Below are 21,358 nucleotides of genomic sequence, written 5' to 3'. Positions count from 1 at the left end.
TCGACGTGTCGTCCATCGGTCCCTCCCGGCCTGACTCGCGCGTACGGCGAGCACTCCGAACGTTTCCGTAGTTCGCCGACGGAGTCAATCGGCCGATCGGCCGATGCGGAGCCCATCGGTCAGGCGCCGGTGGAGAGGTCAGCGGACGAGCCGAACCTCGTGGATCTCTTCGCCGAGGAACGGCTGCACTTGCTCCGCACCGTCGGCGACGAAGCCGTTGCGCGCGTAGAAGCGGTGGGCGCGAGGATTGTCGGAGGCGACCCAGAGATAGACGGGTCGCTCGCCCACCGCGGCGTCGAAGAGCTTCTGGCCGATTCCGGTGCCGTGGTAGGCGTCGAGCAGGTAGATGAAGAAGAGTTCGCGCTCACGCGGGGCGCCGTCATCGCGCGCCGGCCCTGAGCCGACGAACCCGACGATCTCGCCGTCGACGAGGGCGGCGAACTGCGAGTACTCCTCGCCGCGTTCGGCGTAGTGATTCCACAACTCGGCCATGCGGCGAGGGGAGAGGTGCTCGAACGCCGCGGCGCTGATCAGGTGGTCGTAGGTCTCGTGCCAGCAGGTCGCGTGGACGCGACCGAGAGCCTCCACATCGGAGTCCCTGATGGGGCGGACGACGACATCGGCAGCGACTTCGGTGCTCATATCCCGAGACTAAGCCAGCTTGCGCGTGCGGCGAAATCGAGCAGCGTTCGCCGAATCGAGTGCGCAGCACACGTCAGCGGTCGGGTGTTTCCGTCGTGTGAAGTCTTCGGCCGATGGGCCGATTCGGCTTGACGGGAGGCGGTTGCGGAAAAGTAATATGTCACCCACTACAAAATGACGTAGTGTGATGCATCACACGGTACAGAAGGGTCTGATCGTCCATGGAAGACACCGTCGTCGAACCGGGAACGGCTGCGACCTCGCCGCTGACGAAGCGGCCGGCGGTCGCCGTCGCGGTCACAGCACGCCGAGCGCTCGGCTCGGACGAGGTGCGCTTGACGGCGGGCACGCTGGCCGACTGGCAGCGGAGGAACCGCGACGCGACCATCCCCCACACGATCGAGCAACTGCGCCGCGCGGGCAATCTCGACAACCTCCGCCGGATCGCCGACCCCGATGGGGAGGCTGCTGCTCGGCCGTTCCGCGGACGCTACCCGTTCCTCGACACCGACATCTTCAAGACCCTCGAGGGTCTCGCGTACGAACTCGGCCGCACCGACGGTGACGCCGGGCCCTCTGGCGAGACCGCCGAGTTCTACCGCGAGGCCGTCGACCTCATCGAGCGCGCACAACGCGACGACGGTTACCTGAACTCCTACTTCCAGGCGCCCGACATCGAGAAGGAGCCGTGGCAGGACCTCGCCTGGGGTCATGAGCTCTACAACCTCGGCCATCTGGTGCAGGCGGCAGTCGCGGCATCCCGGCAGCTCGGCGACGACCGCCTGCTCACGGTCGCCCGACGCTTCGCCGACCTCGCCTACGAGCGATTCGGCCCGAACGGCGACGACATCGTGTGCGGTCACCCCGAAGTCGAGATGTCGCTCGTCGAACTCTTCCGAGAGACCGGTGACGAGCGGTACCTCGAGCTCGCGAGTCTCTTCATCGATCGCCGAGGCCGCGGAACCGTCGAACTCAGCGTGTTCCCCGCCGAGTACTTCCAGGACAACGCCCCGCTGCGCGAGCTCGACTCGGTCACCGGCCACGCCGTGCGCATGACCTACCTCGCGGCCGGCGCGGCCGACGTGGTGCTCGAGCGGGGCGACGAAACACTCGGTGCCGCCCTCGAGCGCCTGTGGAACGACATGGTCGACACGAAGCTCTACCTCACCGGCGGGCTCGGCAGCCGACACTCGGACGAGGCGATCGGCGATCGCTTCGAACTGCCCTCCGAACGCTCCTACAGCGAGACCTGCGCCGCGATCGCGACGATGCAGTGGGCGTGGCGCATGCACCTCGCCACCGGCGAGACGAACTACCTCGACGCCTTCGAGACCGTGCTCTACAACGCCTATGCCGCTGGACTCTCCGACGACGGTCGGGCGTTCTTCTACGACAACCCGCTGCAGCGCCGGCCCGACCACCAGCAGCGCACCGGCGCCGAGCCCGAGGGTGAACTGCTGCGCCGCGGATGGTTCGTCTGCCCGTGCTGCCCGCCGAACATCATCCGCTGGACGTCCGAGCTGCAGGATCATCTCGCGCTCGCCGACGAGGACACGCTGTACCTTGCCCAGTTCACCGGCGCCGCTCTCGAGCACGGCGGACTCCGCCTCGACGTCGCCACCGAGTACCCGTGGACGGAACGGGTCACGATCGACGTCGCGAGCGCCACCGCCGACGCGCACCGCCTCGCGTTGCGCGTGCCCGGATGGTGCCGCGGGGCGCGGCTCGCGATCAACGGCGAGCCGATCGTCGTCGACGCGCCGGCCGGATGGCTGCGCATCGAGCGGGCACTGGTCGAGGGAGATCGCATCGAGTTCGATCTCCCGATGCCCGTGCGCGCTCACGGCGCGGATCCTCGCGTCGACGCGCTTCGCGGGTCGGTCGCCGTCGCCCGGGGTCCGATCGTCTACTGCGCAGAGCAGGCCGACAACGACATCGCCATCGACGAGCTGCTGGTCGGTCCCGCCGACGTGGACCGCGCGGTCTCCTCCCCGAACGCCGTCACGCCGTTCAGTCGTGACGCCACCCAGATCATCACCCTGCCGGCACGGATCGCACCGCCCCACGAGGGCGGCCTGTACCCCGAGCTCGGCATCGATGCGGTGACGGATGCCGCGGCATCCGTCGCCACCACCGCAACGCTCGTTCCCTACCACCTCTGGGGGAACCGCGGTGCGGCGGCCATGCGCGTGTGGTTGCGCACGGCCTGAACACAGCACCGCCCGGCATTCCCTGACACGAAGGAAGACAGCAATGAAGCAACGCACTGCGCTCCTCGCCCTGACGCTCGCGGGCTCGCTCGCGCTCGCCGGCTGCAGCGCCGCATCCGATGCCCCCGACTCTGGCGGTGACGGCGTCGGCGGCACTCCGACCGCCGGCGGCACCCTCCGAGTGCTGCAGAACGCCGACTTCTCGCACCTCGATCCGGCCCAGGGATTCGACGGCGGCGTGAACAACTTCTACCGGCTCATCTACCGCACCCTCACGACCCAGAGCACCGGTGAGGGCGCCGAGGGAACCGAGATCGTGCCCGACCTCGCCACCGCCCTCGGTACGCCCAACGAGGATGCGACCGTCTGGACCTACACGCTGAAAGACGACATCGCGTTCGAAGACGGCACGCCCATCACGAGCGCCGACGTCAAGTTCGGCGTCGAGCGCTCGCTCGACCCGTCGATCTCGATCGGCTCCCCGTACGCGAAGATCGTGCTCGACATGCCCGAGGACTACCAGGGGTACTACATCTCCGGTCCACTCGACACGATCGAGACGCCCGATGAGCAGACCATCGTGTTCCACCTGAACCAGCCGTATGCCGACTTCGACGCCGTCGTCGGCCAGGCGCCGTTCACGCCGTTCCCGGCCGACGCCGGCGTGACGACGACGAGCCTCGACCAGCAGCCGATCGCCTCGGGCCCCTACCGGGTCACGGAGTACCAGCGCGGCAGCACCCTCGTGCTCGAACGAAACGAGCACTGGAACCAGGAGAGCGACGAGGTGCGCGGCGCGTATCCCGACTCGTTCGAATGGAGCTTCGGACTCGACGGTGCCACGATCGACGAGCGCATGATCGCCGGACAGGGCGACGACCGCAACGCGATCGCCGGCTCGGTGCAGGCCGCGTCGATCGCGCGCATCCAGTCGCCCGAGATCCAGGAGCGCACGATCCAGGGCCTGCAGGGATGCACGACGTACATGCCGCTGAACACCACGAAGCCCGGCATGGACAACCCCCTCGTGCGCCAGGCGATCAACCTCGCGGTCGACAAGCAGGCGGTCAAGGACGGCACCGGTGGCAGCCAGCTCGCCGACATCGCCACGACGATGATGCCGCCGACGGTCGCCGGGTTCACCGAGTTCGACCTCTACCCCTCCGACGACTTCGCCGGCGACCCGGACGCCGCGAAGGACTTGCTCGCCGAGGCCGGATACCCCGACGGGTTCACCTTCGTGCTCGACATCCGGAACAACCCGAAGATGCAGGCGCAGGCCGAAGCGATCCAGCAGTCGCTCGCCAAGGCCGGGATCACCGTCGAGTTCAACCTCATCGACACGTCGACCTTCTACGAGGTCATCGGCACCACCTCGCAGCAGCACGATGCCGCCATCACCGGCTGGTGCCCCGACTGGGCGTCGGGTGCGACCTTCCTGCCGCCGCTCTTCGAGGGCTCGCAGATCTACGAGAAGGGCAACTCGAACGTCGCCCAGCTGAACGACCCCGCCGTGAACGCCCGCATCGCGGAGATCCGCTCGATGACCGACGTCGTCGAGGCCAACGCCGCGTGGGGCGAGCTCGACGAGCAGATCATGGAACTCGCGCCGGCCGTGCCGCTGCTGTTCGAGAAGGCCGTCATGGTGGTCGGCTCGAACATCGCCGGCGCCTACGCCCACGCGGGCTTCTCGGGCGGCATCGACTACGTGTCGGTCGGGCTCGCGAACCCGGAGCAGTAAGCAGATGTCGACGGTCCCCAGCGAGCTGGCCGTCGAGTCGGAAGCGAAGGGGGCGCTGCCGACCGGCGGCGCCCCCACCCCGGCCCGGCGTGTCATCGCGACGCTGATGAAGTCCCCTGCAGTCGTCGTGAGCGTCTGCATCATCGTGCTCATCGCGCTCCTCGCGGTGGGTGCGCCGCTCCTCGCGGCCATCACCGGCTGGGGGCCGTACGACTTCGACAAGTCCGCGATCGACTCCGATCTCGGCGGCATCCCGATCGGCCCGCTCGGCGGCATCAGCGCGGAGCACTGGCTCGGTGTCGAGCCCGGCAACGGCCGTGACATCCTCGTTCGCGTCGCCTACGGCGCGCAGGTGTCGCTCACCATCGCCCTCTCGGCCACGCTCGTCACGATGACGCTCGGCGTCGTGCTCGGCATGGTCGCCGGATTCTTCGGGGGCGTCGCCGACCAGATCATCTCCCGGGTCATGGACTTCCTCATGGCCTTCCCGACCCTGATCTTCATGATCGCGCTGCTCAGCGCACTGCCGGCGGGCAACCGCCCGGTGCTCCTCGTGGTGGTGCTGAGCATCTTCGGCTGGCCCTACACGGCACGAGTCATCCGGGGGCAGACGATGTCGTTGCGCAACAGCGAATTCGTCGAGGCGGCGCGCGCCTCGGGTGCCAGCCCGGTGCGCATCGCCTTCCGCGAGGTGCTGCCCAACCTGCGGGGCACCATCATCGTGCTCGCGACGCTCGCCGTGCCCGGCTACATCGGCACCGAGGCCGGCCTCTCCTTCCTCGGCGTCGGCGTCATGCCGCCCACGCCGTCATGGGGTCAGATGATCTCGACGGCCGTCGGCTGGTACGCCGTCGATCCGATGTTCTTCCTCATTCCCGGCACCTTCCTCTTCCTCACGGTCTTCGCGTTCACCGTGCTCGGAGACCACCTGCGCACCGCGCTCGATGCGGGGGATGCCGCGTAATGCTCTTCTATTTCGCACGCAGGATCCTCGCCGCCATCGGCATCCTCTTCCTGATCAGCCTGTTCACGTACGCGATCTTCTTCCTGCTCTCGCCCGACCCCGCCGTGCAGATCTGCGGCAAGACCTGCACCCCGGAACGCATCGACCAGATCCGCTCCCAGCTGGGACTCGACCTGCCGTTCTGGCAGCAGTACTGGCAGTTCCTCACCGGCATCTTCACCGGGCGCACCTACGGCGAGGGTGCCGCGGCCATCGAGTGCGCTGCGCCGTGCCTCGGCTTCAGCTTCCAGACGAACGAGCCCGTCACCGACATGATCACCTCGCGCATGCCGGTGAGCGTCACCGTCGCGGTCGGCGCCGCGGTGCTCTGGATGCTCGCGGGCATCGGCGGCGGACTTCTCAGTGCGGTCAAGCAGGGCACCGGCTGGGACAAGGGCGTCATGATGACGGCGCTCGCGGGCATCAGCCTGCCGAACTACTTCGTCGCCCTGCTGCTGCAGTACGTGCTCGTCGTGCAGCTGCGCTGGCTGCCGTTCCCGCAGGCCGTGCAGTTCGCCGAAGACCCGCTGCTGTGGTTCCAGTCCTACCTCATGCCCTGGCTCGTGCTGGCGTTCGGCTACGCGGCGATGTACTCGCGCATCGTGCGCACCAACGTGATCGACACGCTCGGCCAGAACTTCATGCGAACCGCCCGCGCCAAGGGACTCGATGCACCGCTCGTGCTGCGACGGCACGCGCTCCGGCCCTCGCTCACGCCCGTCGTGACCCTCTTCGGCATGGACTTCGCGGGCCTCCTGGGCGGGGCGCTCATCACCGAGACGGTGTTCGGGCTCAACGGCGTCGGCAAGTTGACCGCCGACTCGATCGCGAAGAACGACCAGCCCGTGATCATGGGCGTCACGCTGCTCGCCGCCGCGCTCGTCGTCATCGCGAACATGCTCGTCGACGTCGCCTACACCTACCTCGACCCGAGAGTGAGAGTGAAGTCCGCATGAGTCTCTCATCACCACGCACGATCTCCATCCCGATCCCCGGGTCGACGCTCCTCGAGGTCGAGCACCTGACGGTGACGTTCCCGACCTCGTCTGGGCCGGTCGAGGTCGTGAAGGACGCCTCGTTCCGCGTCGAGTCGGGCGACACGCTCGGCATCGTCGGCGAGTCGGGCTCGGGCAAGTCGATGACCTCGCTCGCCGTCATGGGGCTGCTGCCGCGCGGCGGCACGGCGACCGGCAGCATCCGGCTGAACGGTCACGAACTGCTCGGCCGCAGCGACCGGGAGATGCGGCGGGTTCGCGGCGACAAGGTCGCGATGGTCTTCCAAGACCCCCTCTCGTCGCTGAACCCCTACTACACGGTCGGCCTGCAGATCGCTGAGGCGTATCGGGCGCACAACGGCGGCAGCAGCAAGAACGCCAGAAACGTCACGATCGAGGCGCTCGAGCGAGTACGAATCGCGGATGCCTCGCGGCGGGTCGATCACTATCCGCACCAGTTCTCGGGCGGGATGCGCCAGCGCATCATGATCGCCATGGCGCTGTGCCTCGAGCCCGCGCTGCTGATCGCCGATGAGCCGACGACCGCACTCGACGTGACCGTGCAGGCGCAGATCCTCGAGCTCCTCGCCGAGCTGCAGCGCGAAACCGGGACCGGCATGATCTTCATCACCCACGACCTCGCGGTCGTGAGCCAGGTCGCGCACGAGGTGCTCGTCATGAAGGACGGCGAGGAGGTCGAGCGCGGCGCGGCCGAGCAGATCTTCTCACGACCGCAGGCGCCCTACACGCGGGCGCTGCTCGCGGCCCTGCCGCGCATCGACGATCCGTTCGAGCGGCTGAAGGGAACGAGCGAATGAGCGAGAGCATCCTCACCGCGAGGAATGTCAGCAAGGTCTTCGTCACCCGGGGCGACGGCGCCGTCTTCGCCGGGAAGACCCGCTTCACCGCCGTCGACGACGTGAGCTTCGAGGTGCCGCTCGGCAAGACGCTCGGCATCGTCGGCGAGTCGGGGTCGGGCAAGTCGACGACCGCACGGATCGTCGCGAAGCTCATCGACCCGAGCGAGGGCATGCTCGAGTTCGAGGGCGCCGACGTCACGAAGGCGAGCGGCAGGGCGCTCGCCGCATTCCGGTCGAACGTGCAGGTCGTCTTCCAGGACCCGTTCTCCTCGTTGAACCCGAGGCACACGATCGAGAAGATCATCGCGGCGCCGCTCGAGTACCAGGGAATCACCCCGAAGCAGGGCAAGCGGGCGCTCGTCCGCGAACTGCTCGAACGGGTCGGGCTGAATCCCGACCACGCCCAGCGCTACCCCGCGCAGTTCTCGGGCGGTCAGGCGCAGCGCATCGGCATCGCCCGGGCCCTCGCGGTGAGCCCCAAGCTCGTGATCTGCGACGAGGCGGTGTCTGCCCTCGACGTCTCGGTGCAGGCTCGCGTGATCAACCTCCTGAACGAACTGCAGGCCGAACTGGGCCTCAGCTACGTCTTCATCGCCCACGACCTCGCGGTCGTCCGTCAGATCGCCGATACCGTCGCGGTGATGAGCCGGGGCCGTATCGTCGAACAGGGCGACCGCAACACGATCTTCGAGCACCCTCAGCACGAGTACACGAAGTCGCTGCTCGCCGCGGTGCCGCAGATCAACCCCGAATGGGAGCTCGAGCGAGTGCGCATGCTCGCCGCGGAAGGAGCCGTCGAATGATCCAGGCCGAGTACACCCTCCCCGGAATGCACGTGCGCGATCATCTCGTCGAGGTGCCGCTCGACTGGTTCGACGAGGCCGCGACGCACACGATCACGGTGTTCGCCCGCGAACTCGTCGACCCCGTGAAACGACGTGACGAGCTCCCGGTGCTCGTCTACCTCCAGGGCGGCCCGGGCGGCAAGGGGCCGCGCCCGACCAGCCCCGACGGCTGGGTCGGTGCAGCGTTGGCGACACATCGCGTCGTGCTGCTCGACCAGCGGGGCACCGGGCGGAGCTCGCGAATCGACGGCGCGGTCATCTCGGCCGTCGGGGACGCGGCGGCGCAGGCCGACTACCTCGCCTGCTTCCGCGCGGACTCGATCGTCGCCGACGCCGAGCACCTGCGCAAGACGGTGTTCGGGGGAGCCCGTTGGTCGACGCTCGGGCAGAGCTACGGCGGCTTCATCACGCTGAGCTACCTCTCGCACGCGCCTGAAGGCCTCGCCGCGAGTTACGTCACGGGTGGGCTCGCGAGTGTGCAGCCCGACGCGGCCGAGGTGTATCGCCGCACCTATCCGCGCACCGAAGCGAAGAATCGCGAGTTCTCCCGCCGGTACCCGCATCACGTCGCGACGATGTCGCGCATCGCTGACCGCCTCGCGGCCGGCGACGTGGTGCTGCCCGGCGGCGACGCACTCACGGTGCGCCGCTTCCAGAGCCTCGGCATCGACTACGGCATGAAGCCGGGGTTCGAGCGCATGCACTTCCTCATCGACGAGGCCTTCGCCGGAGCATCCGACGACTTCACCGAGGCGTTCCTCGCGCAGGTGGAGGCGCGCAGCTCGTACAGCGACAATCCGCTCTTCGCGGTCATGCAGGAGTCGATCTACGCCTCGTCGGAGACGGGGGCGACGGGGTGGGCTGCACAGGCCGAGCGCGACCGCCTGCCGCAGTTCGCCGAGACGGCCCGGCCTCTGCTCATGACCGGGGAGATGATGTACCCCTGGATGTTCCGCGAGATCCGTGCACTCGCGCCGTTCGAGGCTGCGGTCGAACTCCTCGCGGAGCGCACCGAATGGAGCGCGCTCTACGACCTCGATCGACTCGCCGCCAACGAGGTGCCGCTCGCGGCCGCGGTCTACCACGACGACATGTACGTCGATGCCGGGCTGCAGCTCGCCACGGCCGAACACGTCGGCAACACCCAGGTCTGGGTGACGAACGAGTACGAACACGACGGCATCGGCTCCGCCCGGGTCTTTCCACGGCTCGTGCAACTCGTCGCCGAGCGGGGCGGCCCGATCGTGGGCCGGGCAGACCAGACGCACGAGACGACCCAGACGCACCAGACGAACGGACGGACAGCATGACGGAGACCCAGACGACAACGGCGCCCGCGGGGCACGGCCATTCGACGACGGCCGCGTCGTCGATGCCGGCGCCCGCGACCCGCGATCCACGGCTGCCGCGCCTGCGCGAGGTGCCCGCGTTCCTCGAGTACATGAGCACCGGCTGGGGCACCCCCGATCGCACCCCGCCGGTCGAGCCCGGCGTGGCCGGGGCATCCGCCGCGCACCGGGCGCGCCTCAGCGCGGCCCTTCCGGGTCGTACGATCGTGGTCGCCGCGGGGCGCGCGCCGGTGCGGGCGAATGACACGAACTACGACTTCCGGCCCGACAGCGACTTCTTCTGGTTGAGCGGATGCTCCGCCGAAGACGCCGTCGTCGTGCTGACCCCGGCCGGCAGCGGCCATGACGCGACGCTGTTCCTGCCGTCGCCGGCATATCCGGGCGACCCCGACTTCTTCGGAAACGCCGCGCACGGCGAGCTCTGGGTCGGCGCTGCACCCGATATGGGGGACTGGTCGGGCGCGCTCGGCATCGAGGTGCAGCCGCTCGCGCGGCTCGCCGAGACGGTCGGCCGCGGCCAGGAGCCGCTCGTGACGGGCACCATGAACTCCGAGCACGCGGCGCTCGCGGGCCTGCGCCGCTCGCCCGAGCTCGGTCGGGTGCTCGCCGAGCTCCGCATGGTGAAAGACGAGTGGGAGGTCGCCGAGCTCCGCCGCGCCGTCGACGCGACGATCGGCGGGTTCGAGAGCGTCATCCGCGAAGTGCCGAACGCGATCGCACTCGGCGGCGAGCGCTGGCTGCAGGGCACGTTCGACCGCCACGCGCGCACCTTCGGCAACGGCCCAGGCTATTCGACGATCGTCGGGTCGGCCGAGCACGCGCCGACCCTGCACTGGGTGCGTTGCGACGGACCGGTGAAGCCCGACGAGCTGCTGCTGCTCGACATGGGGGTCGAGACGCGGGCGTACTACACCGCCGACGTGACGCGAACCTTCCCGGCATCCGGCACCTTCAGCACGGCGCAGCGGGCGGTGCACGATCTCGTCGAGCGCTCGCACCGGGCCGGTCTCGCCGCGGTGCGCCCGGGGCGGGACTTCATCGACTTCCACACGGCGTCGATGGAGGTCATCGCGACGGGCCTCTCCGACTGGGGGCTGCTGCCCGTCTCGGTCGACGAGGCGCTGTCCCCGGAGGGACAGCACCACCGCCGATATCTCGTGTGCGGCATCGGCCACCACCTCGGTCTCGACGTGCACGACTGCGCCCGATCGAGCTACGAGGCGTACCAGGGGGGCCGGATGCAGCCCGGCATGGTGCTCACGGTCGAGCCCGGTCTGTACTTCCATGCCTTCGACGAAACGGTGCCCCCGGAGTTGCGTGGCATCGGAGTTCGCATCGAAGACGATATTTTGGTCACCACCGGCGGATCCGAGGTGCTCTCGGATGCCCTGCCGATCGATGCCGTCGGCCTCGAAGAGTGGATGCGGTCGCGCTAGTCGCGTCGTCCGCGATCGATGAGAGAGGTCGGAACCGCCATGGGGGTCACCGCGATTCGTCCGGTCGAGCAGCAGCAGAGCCTGCGCGCACATGTGGAGCAGGCACTGTCGGCGGCGATCATCTCCGGCGAGCTCGCGCCGGGCACGCTGCTCACCGTGCCGACGCTCGCGTCGCAGTTCGACGTCTCCGCGACGCCGGTGCGCGAGGCGATGCTCGACCTCGAGGGGCGCGGGTTCGTCGAGCCGGTACGCAACAAGGGCTTCCGGGTCACGACGGTGAGCCCCGAGGTGTTGCGCGAGATCGTCGAGGTCCGCCAATTGCTCGAGCCGCCGGCGATGGAGGAACTCGCGCGGCGATTCCCGGCGGCAGAGCTGCCGGCTCTGACGAAGCTCGCGGAGCAGATCGTCGTCGGTGCGCGCACCGGTGACCTCCGCAGCTACCTCGAGGCCGACGTCCACTTCCACCTGACGTTGACCCGAATGCTCGGCAATCGCCTGCTCGTCGACACGGTCGCCGACCTGCGGTCGCGCACCAGGCTCGTCGGCCTCTCCGCGATGCTCGAGACCAAACGCCTCGACGAGTCGGCGGCCGAGCACCTCGAGCTGTTGCGCCTGCTCGCGGCCGGTGACGCGTCCGGAGCGCGCGAACTCATGCACCGGCACATCCACCACACGCTCGGATGGTGGGCGGGAAATCCCGAAGCCGAGTAGCCGAGCGGATGCCGCGGGCGCACGTGGCGGGGCGCGGCAACGGCGGCTCGGTAGCCGGCATTCCATCTCGCAATGTGTGACATATTACTGATACGATCGATCCAACGGGAAGGGAGCGCGCCATGGTCAACGACGTCGTGGTCGTCGGAGCCGGCATCGTCGGCGCCGCGTGCGCGCGGGCGTTCGCCCAGGCGGGCCTTCGCGTCACCGTGCTCGACCGCGACGCAGTGGCCTCAGGCACGAGCGCGAAAGGCGAGGGGAACCTGCTCGTCTCCGACAAGGGGCCCGGCGCCGAGCTCGAGCTCGCCCAGTACGCCGCCTCTCTCTGGCCGGGCCTCGCGGAGGAACTCGCCGACGAGCTCGGCACCGCCTTCCCGAGCATCGAGTACGAGCGCAAGGGCGGCGTCGTCGTGGCGACCACGAACGACGGGGCCGACCCGCTCCTCGACTTCGCCGCTTCACAGCGTGCCGCGGGCGTCGACGCCATTCCCGTCTCGGTCGACGAGGCCCTCGCGCTCGAACCGCACCTGAACCCCGAGATGACCGCCGCCGTGCACTACCCCGACGACGCGCAGGTGCAGCCGGTCATCGCGACCGAGGCGCTGCTCGCCTCGGCGAGGAACCACGGCGCCGACATCCGGCCGTTCGTCACCGTGACCGGTGCCCTGCGCGACGCGCGTGGCCGCGTCGCCGGGGTCAGCACGAGCGCCGGCGACATGCCCGCGGGGGCGGTGGTCGTCGCGGCCGGCCCATGGTCGGGGGAGGTCGCCGCCGAACTCGGCGTGCACCTGCCCGTCCGGCCTCGCCGCGGCAACGTGCTCGTCACCACGCGCATGCCGCACCGGGTGTTCCACAAGGTCTACGACGGCGACTACTTCGGCGCGACCCAGTCGGGCGATGCCGCGCTGCAGACCTCGAGCGTGGTCGAGTCGACGGCGGCCGGCACGGTGCTGATCGGCTCGAGCCGCGAGCAGATCGGCTTCGACGACCGCCTGCGGGTCGAGGTGCTCCGCGAGATCGCGGCGAAGGCCCTGCGACTCTTCCCCTTCCTCGCCGGTGCGAGCATCATGCGCAGCTACGGCGGGTTCCGGCCGTTCATGCCCGATCATCTCCCGGTCATCGGCGCCGACCATCGTGCGCCCGGCCTCTGGCACGCCAGTGGGCACGAGGGCGCCGGCATCGGTCTGTCACTCGCGACCGCCGAGCTGCTCGTCGCCGAGCTGCTCGGGCGTGACACGGCGATCGACGCGACGCCGTTCGGCCTCGGCCGCGCCTCGCTCGCGCCGCACCTCGAGGCGGTGGCGTGATGGGCGCGCGACTGCTGCCTGCCTCGTCCGACCCGATCCGGCCCTCGGCAAGCGGGTCGCTCGAGATCTCCCTCGACGGCGAGTCGGTCAGCGGGGTCGCCGGCCAGACGATCGCCGGGGTGGTGCTCGCGAGCGGTCGGCTCGCGTGGCGGCGCACCTCGGTCGATGGCCGCCCGCGCGGGCTCTTCTGCGGCATCGGCATCTGCTTCGACTGCATCGTCACCGTCAACGGCGAGCGCGATGTGCGCGCGTGCCAGCGTCGGGCGAGCGATGGCGACGTCGTCGAGAGCCAGCACGACCAGCTGCCCGAGGTGCGCCGATGAACGTCGTCGTCGTGGGCGCCGGCCCCGCCGGACTCGCCGCCGCGCTCGCGGCCCGGGCGCGCGGGGCATCCGTGACACTGCTCGACGCTTCAGACGAACCGGGCGGCCAGTACTGGCGACACCTGCCCGCCGAGCGCCCCTCGGCGAACGAGCGCGTGCTCCACCACGGCTGGGAACGCTTCACCGCGATGCGAGCGGCGCTGGAGGCCGACCCCGAGTGCGAGATCGTGATGGGCGCGCAGGTCTGGGCGATCGAACGAGCCGATGCCTCGACGCCGACGCCGACGCCGACGCCGACACCGGCGCCGACGCCGACGCAGGCGCGCGTGCCTGCGCCTGCCGTCGCGTCCGTCACCGTGCACGCCCTCGTCGGCGCGCCCGATGGCAGCCGCCGTGACGCGCGGGTGTTCCTGCCCGACGCACTCGTGCTCGCCACGGGCGCGCACGACCGCACCCTGCCCTTTCCGGGTTGGGACCTGCCCGGCGTCTTCACCGCAGGGGCGGCGCAGGCGTTCGCCAAGGGCGAGCGCGTCGCCGTCGGCCAGCAGGTCGTCGTCGCCGGAGCCGGTCCGTTCCTGCTTCCCGTCGCGGCATCCCTCGCCGCGACCGGCGCGAAGGTGCTCGGCGTCGTCGAGGCGAACCGGGTCGCAGCACTCGTGCGCGGCTGGCTGCCGAAACCGTGGCAGCTGCTCGGCGCCGCCAAGAAGGGCGGCGAACTCGCAGGCTATGTCGGCAAGCACCTGCGCCACCGCATTCCGTATTCGACCGGGCGCGCCGTGATCGCCGCGCACGGCTTCGATCGCGTCGAGGCCGTCACCATCGCCAGGGTCGACGCGAACTGGCGGCCCGTCCCCGGCACCGAGCGGCGCATCGCCGCCGACGCCGTGTGCGTCAGTCACGGCTTCACTCCGCGTCTCGAACTCCCCATCGCCGCCGGCTGCGCGATCTCCCCGACACGGTTCGTCGAGGTCGACGCCTCGCAGCAGTCGAGCGTGGCCGGGGTCTACGCCGCCGGTGAGATCACCGGTATCGGCGGGGTCGACGCCGCGCTCGCCGAGGGCGAGCTCGCGGGCCACTGCGCGGCGGGTGGGTCGGCGGCGGATGCCTCGGTGCGCCGGGCACGCCGCGCGCGCTCGACCTTCACCGGCTTCGCCGCCCGCATCGAGGCGGCGCACGGCATACGGCCAGGCTGGACCGCCTGGCTCGACGACGACACCGTGGTCTGCCGCTGCGAGGAAGTGCCCTTCGGGCGCCTCCGCGAGACCGCAGCCGAGACGTGCGGCAGCGGGCTCCGCTCGATGAAGCTCACGACCCGCGCCGGGCTCGGCATCTGCCAGGGCCGGGTCTGCGGGCGCACGGTCGAGGAGCTGATCGATGCGGGCGGGGCGGCGGGTCTCGGTACGGCCGCGGGCGGCCCGCTCGACCGGCGGGCAGTCGCAACGACCGATCGCCGCCCCATCGCCTCGCCCGTGCGTCTCGGCGAGCTCGCCGCGGGCCTCCCGCCCGAGTGACCCCATCGAACCTCATCGTCACCACCACCTCCAGCGTCCAGAAAGGGCACCCATGACCACCCAGAAGTTCGACCTCGGCGGTGTCGTCGTCGCCACGACCCTCGCCTTCAAGGACGACCCCTCGGCGCCTGCAGGCCTCGCCGTCGACTACGAGAAGTTCGCCGCGCACTGCGACTTCCTGATCGAGAACGGATGCCGCGGCGTCGGCCCCAACGGTTCCCTCGGCGAGTACTCGAGCCTCACCGACGAGGAGCGCCGCACGGTGATCCAGGTCGCAGTGGAGACCGTTGCCGGCCGCGGACTCGTCGTCGCGGGCGTGCACGGCGTCGGCTGGCACCAGGCGGTGCAGTGGGCAGAGTACGCGAAGGAGGACGGCGCGGACGGCGTGCTCGCACTGCCCCCGACCATCTACCGCGCGAACCGCGCCGAGGTCATCGAGCACTACTCGCGCCTCAACGAGGTGGGCCTGCCGATCATGCTCTACAACAACCCCATCGACACCAAGGTCGACCTGACGCCCCACCTCGTCGCCGAGCTCTTCGAGCTCGAGAACGTCGTGGCCATCAAGGAGTTCACGACCGACATCCGCCGCGTGCTCGAGATCCAGGAGCTCTGCGACATCGACGTGATCGCCGGGGCCGACGACCTGCTCTTCGAATCGCTCGTGGTGGGCGCGACCGGCTGGTTCGCGGGCTACCCGAACGCCTTCCCGAAGGAGGCCGTCGAGATCTACGAGCTCGTGAAGTCCGGTCGCATCGACGAGGCACGCGAGCTCTACAAGAACCTCGTCGCCGTGTTCCGCTGGGACTCCAAGACCGAGTTCGTGCAGGCCATCAAGCTCTCGATCGACGTCGCCGGGCAGAGCTACGGTGGAGTGACCCGCCCGCCGCGCGGCCCGCTCTCGGCCGAGCACGAGGCACGAGTTCGTCGAGACACCCAGAAGGCGCTCGACTACATCGCGAGCCGCTAGGCGCCCGAGCGGGCTGGAGGAGGACGACATGCGTTCGAAGCGGATGATCTCTGCGGTCGACTCGCACACCGAGGGCATGCCGACGCGCGTCGTCACCGGCGGCGTCGGTGTGATCCCGGGCGAGACGATGAACGAGAAGCGCCTGCACTTCATGGCGCACATGGACGAGCTGCGACTCTTCCTCATGAACGAGCCGCGCGGTCACACCGCGATGAGCGGTGCCATCCTCCAGCCCTCGACCCGCCCCGACTGCGACTGGGGCGTCGTGTACATCGAGGTGAGCGGATGCCTCCCGATGTGCGGTCACGGCACGATCGGCGTCGCGACGGTGCTCGTCGAGACGGGCATGGTCGAGGTCGTCGAGCCCGTCACCGAGATCCGACTCGACACCCCGGCGGGGCTCGTCGTCGCTCGGGTCACCGTCACCGACGGTCACGCCGACTCGGTGACGATCGAGAACGTGCCGAGCTACGTCGACGCGCTCGACACCGCCATCGAGGTGCCGGGGTACGGCACGGTGCCCTACTCGATGGCGTTCGGCGGCAACTTCTACGCCATGGTCGAGCTCGATGCCGTGGGCCTGCCGTTCGACCGTTCCAGGCAGCAGGAGATCATCACTGCGGGTCTCGCGATCATGGCGGCGATCAACGAGACCGCGCCGCCGCGGCATCCGTTCATCGACGGCGTCGATCACTGCCACCACGTCGAGTTCATCGCGCCGGGGTCGGATGCCACGCTGTCGCGCCACGCGATGGCGATCCATCCCGGCTGGTTCGACCGCTCGCCGTGCGGCACGGGCACTTCCGCCCGCATGGCCGAGCTCTGGGCCCGCGGGGAACTGGCGCTCGACACCGACTTCGTGAACGAGTCGTTCATCGGCAGCCGGTTCATCGGCCGGCTCATCGCCGAGACCGAGGTCGACGGTCGGCCCGCCGTCATCCCGACCATCACCGGCCGCGCCTGGGTGACCGGCACGGCCCAGTACTCGCTCGATCCCGCAGACCCGTTCCCGACCGGATTCCAGTTCTGAGCGGCTCGCCGGTGCTCGACGACCGGCGCAGCCCTGACCGCCCACGTACCCCAGGAGACACATGACGCACGACCTCGACACCATCGCCGCGAACGCTGCGGCAGCAGCGGTCCCGTTCGCCGACACCGACCCGCGCGAGCGCGCAGCCGCGCTGGCCGCTGTCGCCGACGCGCTCGAGGCGCACCGCGACGAGCTCGTCGGCATCGCCATGACCGAGACCGGGCTCACCGAGGCGCGCCTGCGCGGCGAGCTCACGCGCACCGCGGTGCAGCTGCGCCTCTTCGCCGAGACGATCGTCGACGGCGCCTACCTCGACGTGCGCATCGACGCGGCCGACCCCGACTTCGTGCTCGGCTCCCGCCCCGACGTGCGCCGCTACCTCGTGCCCGTCGGCCCCATCGTGAATTTCGCCGCCTCGAACTTCCCGTTCGCGTTCTCTGTCGCGGGCGGCGACACCGCCGCTGCGCTCGCCGCAGGCTGCCCCGTCATCCTGAAGGGTCACTCCGGCCATCCCGAACTCTCCCGCCGCACCGCCGAGGTCGTCGCGGCGGCGCTCGCCGCTGCGGGCATGCCCGACGGCGTGTTCCAGCTCGTGACCGGCCAGGCCGAGGGCGTCGCGATCCTCAAAGATCCGCGGGTCAAGGCCGGCTCCTTCACCGGCTCCATCCCCGCGGGCCGGCTGCTGGCCGACATCGCGGCCGCACGCCCGGCGCCGATCCCGTTCTACGGCGAGCTCGGCAGCGTCAACCCGGTCTTCGTCACCCAGGGCGCGGTCGACGAACGCGGCGGCGAGATCGCCGCGGGCTACGTCGCGAGCGTCGCAGGCTCGGCCGGACAGCTCTGCACCAAGCCGGGCTTCGTGTTCGTACCGGCCGGGCACGGTCTCGACGGCGAGATCGCGGATGCCGCGGCATCCGTCGACCGCCACCGCCTGCTGAATCCCCGTATCGCCGCCGGCTATCGAGCGCGCCGCGATGAGATCCTCGCCGCACCGGGCGTGCGCGTGGTCGCGGAAGGCGGCATCGAGATCGACGGCGACGGGCAGGGTTGGGCCACTCCGACGGTCGTCGCCGTCGCGCTCGACGACCTCGTGGCCGGTCGTGATGTGCTGCTCGACGAGGCCTTCGGGCCGCTCTCGGTGCTCGTCGAATACGCGCCGGGCACCGACCTCGCGAACCGGGTGCCGACGCTCTTCGAGGGCAACCTCACGGCGACCGTGCACGCGGCGTCGGGCGAAGCGGATGCCCCGTTGCGAGCGCTCGTGCGCGTGCTCACCGAGCACGCCGGCCGGGTGCTCTTCAGCGGCTGGCCGACGGGCGTCGCAGTGACGCCCGCGATGCAGCACGGCGGGCCGTGGCCCGCGACGACGAACGACTCGTCGACGTCGGTCGGCACGGCGGCGATCACGCGCTTCCTGCGCCCGGTCGCCTATCAGGGCGCGACGGAGCAGCTGCTGCCGGCCCCGCTGCGGTCCGCGAACCCATGGGGCGTGCCGCAGACGTTCTCGCCAGCGGGGGAGTCGGCACGCTGGGGGGCGTCGATCCCGGTCGGGTGAGCTTGCGGGCGCGGGCGCGGTCGGCGCAGGGGTCGCTGCCGCCCTCTCCGGCCGCGCATCCCGGTGCTACCGTGAATCCATGACGCCGCAGGAGCTCGAGAACCTCGCGCACCTGCGCCGCGCCCGAGACCTGATCGACCGCGAGTACGCGAAGCCGCTCGACGTGCCGACGATGGCCGAGAAGGCGCTCATGTCGCCTGCGCACTTCTCCCGCCAGTTCCGCGCCGCGTACGGAGAGACGCCGTACAGCCACCTGATGACCCGCAGGATCGAGCGCGCGATGGCGCTGCTGCGGGCCGGCGTGAGCGTGACCGACGCGTGCATGCAGGTCGGCTGTACGTCCCTCGGGTCGTTCAGTTCGCGATTCACCGAGATCGTCGGCGAGACGCCGACCGAGTACCGGCGCCGCGGGCACGAAGCGGTCAAGGCGATGCCGCCGTTCGTCGCGAGAACCCTCACCCGACCGGCACGCCCGGCATCGAGCAGGATCGGAGAAGCGACCGACGGCACCGCGGCATAGTGTCGAAGCCATGACGATCGCACTCCAGTACACCAACATCACCGTCAACGACGTCGACGAATCGCTCGGCTTCTATCGCGACGCGCTCGGCCTCGAGGTGCAGAACGACGTGACCTCGGGCGAGTACCGCTGGGTCACCTTGGGCAGCGAGGCCCAGCCCGGCCTCGGCCTCGTGCTGTCGGTGCCGCACGCCGGCCGGTCGCAGGCCGACGGCGACGCCCTGCAGGAGCTCCTCACCAAGGGGGTGCTGCCGCTGTTCGTCTTCAGCTCCGACGACGTCGACGCCACCTTCGAGACCGTGCGGGCCTCGGGTGCCGAGGTGCTGCAGGAGCCGATCGACCAGGGCTGGGGTCCGCGCGACTGCGCGTTCCGCGACCCCTCGGGCAACACCGTCCGCATCGCCCAGGCCCCCGCGGCCTGACCGGAGCCGCATCCCGCACCTGCCTGGGCCGCGGACACCGGGCAGACGCGAACGGCCCCGACGAGCGAACTCGTCGGGGCCGTTCAGTTGCGGAATCGGGCGTCAGCCCTGTGCGCGCCGGTTGCCGCGTCCGCCGGCCGACGGCGAGACGAGGCTGCCGACACGAAGCGGCTGCTTGCCGCCGGAGCGAGCGGACGTCCCGCGCTGCGCGCCGGTCGTCTGCGCGCCACGGCCCTGGCCGCCACCCTGCTTGGGGGCGTTGGCGCGCGCTTCGGCGGGGCGACCCGAGCGGTCGCGGCGCGGTGCGCCGGCGACATCCGACTGCCCCTCGCCGCTGCGGCTGCGGCCGCGGCCACGGCTCTGACCGGCACCGGCGCCCGTGCGGGCCTCGCCGCCGCGCTCGTCGCGAGCTGCGCGCTTGCGCTGGGCGTTGGCGCCCTGCGAGCGACCGCCGCCACCCTGCTGCTGCACCGCGGCACGGGGCGACGGCTTGACGTAGGCAGCGACGTCGCCGACGAGGCTCGTGACGGCGGGCGAGACCGCGGTGACCTGCTGCGGGGTGACCGTGATCGCGGCCTTGCGGAGCAGCGTCTTCAGGTCCTGCTTCTGCGACGGCAGGCTGATCGTGACGACGTCGCCCTCGCTGCCGGCGCGGGCGGTGCGACCCGAGCGGTGCAGGTACGCCTTGTGCTCCATGGGCGGGTCGACGTGGATCACGAGCTCGATGTTGTCGACGTGCACGCCGCGCGCTGCGACATCCGTGGCGACCATGACGTTGGCCGTGCCGTCGGAGAACGCGGCGAGGTTGCGGTCGCGCTGCGGCTGCGAGAGGTTGCCGTGCAGGTCGACCGCGGGGATGCCCTGGTCGGTGAGCTTCTTCGCGAGCTTCTTCGCGTGGTGCTTCGTGCGCATGAAGAGAATGCGGCGGCCGGTGCCGCTCGCGAGCGTCTTCACGAGGTCGTTCTTCGCGTCGACGTCGGCGACCTCGAACACGTGGTGGGTCATCGCGGCGACGTGCGAGGTGGCCTCATCGACCGAGTGCAGCACCTCGTTGTGGAGGAAGCGCTTGACGAGCTTGTCCACGCCGTTGTCGAGCGTGGCCGAGAACAACAGGCGCTGGCCGCCGGAGGGGGTCTTGTCCATGATGCGGGTGACGACCGGCAGGAAGCCGAGGTCGGCCATGTGGTCGGCCTCGTCGAGCACGGTGATCTCGATCGCGTCGAGCGTGACGAAGCCCTGCTTCATGAGGTCTTCGAGGCGACCGGGGCAGGCGACGACGATGTCGACGCCGGCGCGCAGCGCGTCGACCTGGCGCTTCTGGCTGATGCCGCCGAAGATCGTCGTGGTCTTCAGGTCGTAGGCGGCGGCGAGCGGCGCGAGCACCGCGTCGATCTGGGTGGCGAGCTCACGGGTCGGAGCGAGCACGAGCGCAAGCGGGCGGCCCGGGCGGCGACGGCCGCCGGCGAGCGTGGTGCCGAGGCGCGCGATCATGGGCAGCGCGAAGGCGATGGTCTTGCCCGAGCCGGTCTTGCCGCGGCCGAGCACGTCGCGTCCGGCGAGCGTGTCGGGCAGCGTGTCGACCTGGATCGGGAACGCGGTGGTCTTGCCATCGGCGGCGAGGGCCGCGACGAGGGGAGCTGGCACGCCGAGCGTGCTGAAGGTGATGTCGGTCACTGGTGCCTTTCAGGGCAGAGCACACCGCTGGGTTCGAGCTCCGCGTTGCGGAGGGTTCTCGACCCGGCGGTGGGTGTTTGGCGAAGGCGCCGGTCGGCGCATCCGTTCGCCGTATGAGAGTCAACGGGCCACCGCACGAGGTGCAGTGCCCGGAAGCGTTTCTACGACGCAGGCGGCGCGGTCATCGCGCTCGCCGTACTTGAGTGTAGCGGATGCCCCTGCGCACACCCTGAATGGGCGCAGACACGCCCTCCC

At 70.2% G+C, this 21,358-nt stretch carries 19 protein-coding genes; 17 read left to right on the top strand and 2 right to left on the bottom strand.

Features of this window, described 5'->3' with window-relative positions; translation table 11 throughout:
* Window positions 1-138: 138 nt before the first annotated feature.
* Window positions 139-642 carry a GNAT family N-acetyltransferase gene (locus AC6CH0_RS01550; RefSeq protein WP_498097908.1) on the bottom strand — a complete coding sequence of 168 codons (504 nt, stop codon included), beginning with the start codon at window positions 640-642 and terminating at the stop codon, window positions 139-141.
* 221 nt (window positions 643-863) lie between these two features.
* Here AC6CH0_RS01550 and AC6CH0_RS01545 point away from each other — a divergent pair, with 221 nt between their 5' ends.
* From AC6CH0_RS01545 to AC6CH0_RS01465, 17 genes are all read left to right on the top strand, one after another.
* On the top strand, window positions 864-2,852 hold the full coding sequence (locus AC6CH0_RS01545) for a glycoside hydrolase family 127 protein (protein ID WP_498097907.1): 1,989 nt from the start codon (window positions 864-866) through the stop codon (window positions 2,850-2,852).
* Between the two features lie 43 nt (window positions 2,853-2,895).
* Entirely contained in the window at window positions 2,896-4,593 is a 1,698-nt protein-coding gene (locus tag AC6CH0_RS01540; protein WP_498097905.1) for an ABC transporter substrate-binding protein, read from the top strand.
* Between the two features lie 4 nt (window positions 4,594-4,597).
* The gene (locus AC6CH0_RS01535) at window positions 4,598-5,557 is read left to right on the top strand and encodes an ABC transporter permease (RefSeq protein WP_498097903.1); all 960 of its coding nucleotides are present in this window, start codon (window positions 4,598-4,600) and stop codon (window positions 5,555-5,557) included.
* Window positions 5,557-6,552 (top strand): ABC transporter permease, encoded by a 996-nt coding sequence (locus AC6CH0_RS01530; RefSeq protein WP_498097901.1) that lies wholly within the window; start codon window positions 5,557-5,559, stop codon window positions 6,550-6,552. Before AC6CH0_RS01535 ends, AC6CH0_RS01530 begins: the two co-directional genes overlap by 1 nt.
* The gene (locus AC6CH0_RS01525; RefSeq protein ID WP_498097899.1) at window positions 6,549-7,409 is read left to right on the top strand and encodes an ABC transporter ATP-binding protein; all 861 of its coding nucleotides are present in this window, start codon (window positions 6,549-6,551) and stop codon (window positions 7,407-7,409) included. Before AC6CH0_RS01530 ends, AC6CH0_RS01525 begins: the two co-directional genes overlap by 4 nt.
* Window positions 7,406-8,254: an ABC transporter ATP-binding protein gene (locus AC6CH0_RS01520; RefSeq protein ID WP_498097897.1), complete on the top strand. Its 849-nt coding sequence runs from the start codon at window positions 7,406-7,408 to the stop codon at window positions 8,252-8,254. Before AC6CH0_RS01525 ends, AC6CH0_RS01520 begins: the two co-directional genes overlap by 4 nt.
* Window positions 8,251-9,606: an alpha/beta fold hydrolase gene (locus AC6CH0_RS01515; RefSeq protein WP_498097895.1), complete on the top strand. Its 1,356-nt coding sequence runs from the start codon at window positions 8,251-8,253 to the stop codon at window positions 9,604-9,606. Before AC6CH0_RS01520 ends, AC6CH0_RS01515 begins: the two co-directional genes overlap by 4 nt.
* Entirely contained in the window at window positions 9,603-11,081 is a 1,479-nt protein-coding gene (locus AC6CH0_RS01510) for an aminopeptidase P family protein (RefSeq protein WP_498097893.1), read from the top strand. Before AC6CH0_RS01515 ends, AC6CH0_RS01510 begins: the two co-directional genes overlap by 4 nt.
* 39 nt (window positions 11,082-11,120) lie before the next feature.
* The gene (locus tag AC6CH0_RS01505; RefSeq protein WP_498097891.1) at window positions 11,121-11,792 is read left to right on the top strand and encodes a GntR family transcriptional regulator; all 672 of its coding nucleotides are present in this window, start codon (window positions 11,121-11,123) and stop codon (window positions 11,790-11,792) included.
* A 122-nt stretch (window positions 11,793-11,914) separates the two neighbouring features.
* On the top strand, window positions 11,915-13,099 hold the full coding sequence (locus AC6CH0_RS01500; RefSeq protein ID WP_498097889.1) for an NAD(P)/FAD-dependent oxidoreductase: 1,185 nt from the start codon (window positions 11,915-11,917) through the stop codon (window positions 13,097-13,099).
* A complete protein-coding gene (locus AC6CH0_RS01495; protein ID WP_498097887.1) occupies window positions 13,099-13,422 on the top strand; it encodes a (2Fe-2S)-binding protein in 324 nt (107 codons plus the stop codon). Before AC6CH0_RS01500 ends, AC6CH0_RS01495 begins: the two co-directional genes overlap by 1 nt.
* Window positions 13,419-14,933, top strand: a complete 1,515-nt coding sequence (locus AC6CH0_RS01490) for an FAD-dependent oxidoreductase (protein WP_498097885.1) — start codon at window positions 13,419-13,421, stop codon at window positions 14,931-14,933. Before AC6CH0_RS01495 ends, AC6CH0_RS01490 begins: the two co-directional genes overlap by 4 nt.
* A 52-nt stretch (window positions 14,934-14,985) precedes the next feature.
* The gene (locus tag AC6CH0_RS01485) at window positions 14,986-15,903 is read left to right on the top strand and encodes a dihydrodipicolinate synthase family protein (RefSeq protein WP_498097883.1); all 918 of its coding nucleotides are present in this window, start codon (window positions 14,986-14,988) and stop codon (window positions 15,901-15,903) included.
* A gap of 28 nt (window positions 15,904-15,931) precedes the next feature.
* Entirely contained in the window at window positions 15,932-16,933 is a 1,002-nt protein-coding gene (locus tag AC6CH0_RS01480; RefSeq protein ID WP_498097881.1) for a proline racemase family protein, read from the top strand.
* A 61-nt stretch (window positions 16,934-16,994) separates the two neighbouring features.
* The gene (locus AC6CH0_RS01475) at window positions 16,995-18,488 is read left to right on the top strand and encodes an aldehyde dehydrogenase (NADP(+)) (protein WP_498097879.1); all 1,494 of its coding nucleotides are present in this window, start codon (window positions 16,995-16,997) and stop codon (window positions 18,486-18,488) included.
* 79 nt (window positions 18,489-18,567) lie between these two features.
* Window positions 18,568-19,008 carry a helix-turn-helix transcriptional regulator gene (locus AC6CH0_RS01470; RefSeq protein WP_498097877.1) on the top strand — a complete coding sequence of 147 codons (441 nt, stop codon included), beginning with the start codon at window positions 18,568-18,570 and terminating at the stop codon, window positions 19,006-19,008.
* A gap of 10 nt (window positions 19,009-19,018) precedes the next feature.
* Window positions 19,019-19,429: a VOC family protein gene (locus AC6CH0_RS01465; RefSeq protein ID WP_498097875.1), complete on the top strand. Its 411-nt coding sequence runs from the start codon at window positions 19,019-19,021 to the stop codon at window positions 19,427-19,429.
* Between the two features lie 102 nt (window positions 19,430-19,531).
* On the opposite strand, the gene AC6CH0_RS01460 is transcribed toward AC6CH0_RS01465, so the two are convergent.
* A complete protein-coding gene (locus tag AC6CH0_RS01460) occupies window positions 19,532-21,103 on the bottom strand; it encodes a DEAD/DEAH box helicase (RefSeq protein ID WP_498097873.1) in 1,572 nt (523 codons plus the stop codon).
* Window positions 21,104-21,358: the final 255 nt, after the last annotated feature.

Source organism: Agromyces sp. GQ35 (genome assembly GCF_059758475.1).
Note: the sequence above shows the minus strand (reverse complement) of the source record. Positions and strands in the feature narration are given on the sequence as shown.

What these genes read in the sequence shown, in the direction of transcription:
- AC6CH0_RS01490 (WP_498097885.1), top strand. Translation starts at nt 13,419, where the DNA reads ATGAACGTCGTCGTCGTGGGCGCCGGCCCCGCCGGACTCGCCGCCGCG.
- AC6CH0_RS01540 (WP_498097905.1), top strand. Translation starts at nt 2,896, where the DNA reads ATGAAGCAACGCACTGCGCTCCTCGCCCTGACGCTCGCGGGCTCGCTC.
- AC6CH0_RS01500 (WP_498097889.1), top strand. Translation starts at nt 11,915, where the DNA reads ATGGTCAACGACGTCGTGGTCGTCGGAGCCGGCATCGTCGGCGCCGCG.
- AC6CH0_RS01505 (WP_498097891.1), top strand. Translation starts at nt 11,121, where the DNA reads ATGGGGGTCACCGCGATTCGTCCGGTCGAGCAGCAGCAGAGCCTGCGC.
- AC6CH0_RS01495 (WP_498097887.1), top strand. Translation starts at nt 13,099, where the DNA reads ATGGGCGCGCGACTGCTGCCTGCCTCGTCCGACCCGATCCGGCCCTCG.
- AC6CH0_RS01535 (WP_498097903.1), top strand. Translation starts at nt 4,598, where the DNA reads ATGTCGACGGTCCCCAGCGAGCTGGCCGTCGAGTCGGAAGCGAAGGGG.
- AC6CH0_RS01470 (WP_498097877.1), top strand. Translation starts at nt 18,568, where the DNA reads ATGACGCCGCAGGAGCTCGAGAACCTCGCGCACCTGCGCCGCGCCCGA.
- AC6CH0_RS01480 (WP_498097881.1), top strand. Translation starts at nt 15,932, where the DNA reads ATGCGTTCGAAGCGGATGATCTCTGCGGTCGACTCGCACACCGAGGGC.
- AC6CH0_RS01550 (WP_498097908.1), bottom strand. Translation starts at nt 642, where the DNA reads ATGAGCACCGAAGTCGCTGCCGATGTCGTCGTCCGCCCCATCAGGGAC.
- AC6CH0_RS01545 (WP_498097907.1), top strand. Translation starts at nt 864, where the DNA reads ATGGAAGACACCGTCGTCGAACCGGGAACGGCTGCGACCTCGCCGCTG.
- AC6CH0_RS01485 (WP_498097883.1), top strand. Translation starts at nt 14,986, where the DNA reads ATGACCACCCAGAAGTTCGACCTCGGCGGTGTCGTCGTCGCCACGACC.
- AC6CH0_RS01510 (WP_498097893.1), top strand. Translation starts at nt 9,603, where the DNA reads ATGACGGAGACCCAGACGACAACGGCGCCCGCGGGGCACGGCCATTCG.
- AC6CH0_RS01515 (WP_498097895.1), top strand. Translation starts at nt 8,251, where the DNA reads ATGATCCAGGCCGAGTACACCCTCCCCGGAATGCACGTGCGCGATCAT.
- AC6CH0_RS01465 (WP_498097875.1), top strand. Translation starts at nt 19,019, where the DNA reads ATGACGATCGCACTCCAGTACACCAACATCACCGTCAACGACGTCGAC.
- AC6CH0_RS01530 (WP_498097901.1), top strand. Translation starts at nt 5,557, where the DNA reads ATGCTCTTCTATTTCGCACGCAGGATCCTCGCCGCCATCGGCATCCTC.
- AC6CH0_RS01525 (WP_498097899.1), top strand. Translation starts at nt 6,549, where the DNA reads ATGAGTCTCTCATCACCACGCACGATCTCCATCCCGATCCCCGGGTCG.
- AC6CH0_RS01520 (WP_498097897.1), top strand. Translation starts at nt 7,406, where the DNA reads ATGAGCGAGAGCATCCTCACCGCGAGGAATGTCAGCAAGGTCTTCGTC.
- AC6CH0_RS01475 (WP_498097879.1), top strand. Translation starts at nt 16,995, where the DNA reads ATGACGCACGACCTCGACACCATCGCCGCGAACGCTGCGGCAGCAGCG.